At 27.7% G+C, this 1,067-nt stretch carries 1 protein-coding gene; it reads left to right on the forward strand.

Annotated features, from left to right (window positions below):
* Nucleotides 1-564: 564 nt before the first annotated feature.
* Nucleotides 565-1,067 (forward strand): hypothetical protein (locus C200_RS12865; protein ID WP_033923812.1); only part of this gene is annotated, 503 nt, incomplete at its 3' end.

Raw genomic sequence — 1,067 nt, forward strand, 5'->3', positions numbered from 1 at the left:
TAAATTTAATTTATTTTATTTGACAATTATCTTTTATTTTAATTTTTTAAAATTTATTATTTGTTTTTTTAAAGTCCTGTGTTTTTTATTTTGGTGATAATGTTTGTTGTTAAAAATATAAATATATTATCTTGGCTATGACGGCCGCTTGTAAAGCATTTTCGAGTTGATCAATCAGGTTTTTAATAACTTCTCGCTTTGTCCTTTCAATAAAATTTTATTGATGCTAGACATAAATTTATTCTTTATCTTGCAATCTACTTTAAAGACTGCCTGCAAAATCATAATGAATCGATAAGGATTATTTTAGTTATTTTTATTGAATTATCCTGGTGAAACATAAATGTGAATCTTGTTATATTTATAATATAAATATTATAGAGTTTTACTTTTAACAGCTATGTTCTCAAGGTGTTTGTTCCTTTTTATTTATTCTATGGTGTCATGCTTATTGATTGTTTAGTTGCACTGCGATAAAAAAAATAAATCTTAATTTAAAGTTTCTGTCTATTTTATAGTGGTTAAATCTGACTTATATTATTAAAAGAAAATAAGGAATAAGCAATGATTTTACAGCGTTACATTGACCGTGGCTATTTAACTACTGCAAAAGCTGAGCAATTAGAATTAGACTCATTTCAATCAGATGTTTTAAATTCAGAGACGATTTCTCAGTTAATTTTTTCTGATTTTATTAGTGTTGATGAGGTTTTGCAGCTTAGTTTAAGGGAACAGTCAAATTTAAAGTTACACTCAATATGTAGACTAATTACCAGTGGTTTAATTACTATTAAAGATGCTTTGGCATTTGCTGCAAAGCAACGGATGATTTTAAATTCAGAGAAGATTTGTGATTTAATTATTACTGAAAAAATGACTGTTGACCAGACTTTGCAGCTTAAATTAGAACAGCGAATAACACTTGAATCACAAGCAATTTATGAATTAGTTAGTCGAGGTAAGATTACTGTTGATCAAACTTTGCAGCTTGATCTGGAGCAACGAATAGCTCTAGAATCGCAAGTAATTTATGAATTGGTTAGTAGGGATAACTCACCTTACGCACT

It is taken from the genome of Piscirickettsia salmonis LF-89 = ATCC VR-1361 (genome assembly GCF_000297215.2).
Taxonomy (GTDB): Bacteria; Pseudomonadota; Gammaproteobacteria; order Piscirickettsiales; family Piscirickettsiaceae; genus Piscirickettsia; species Piscirickettsia salmonis.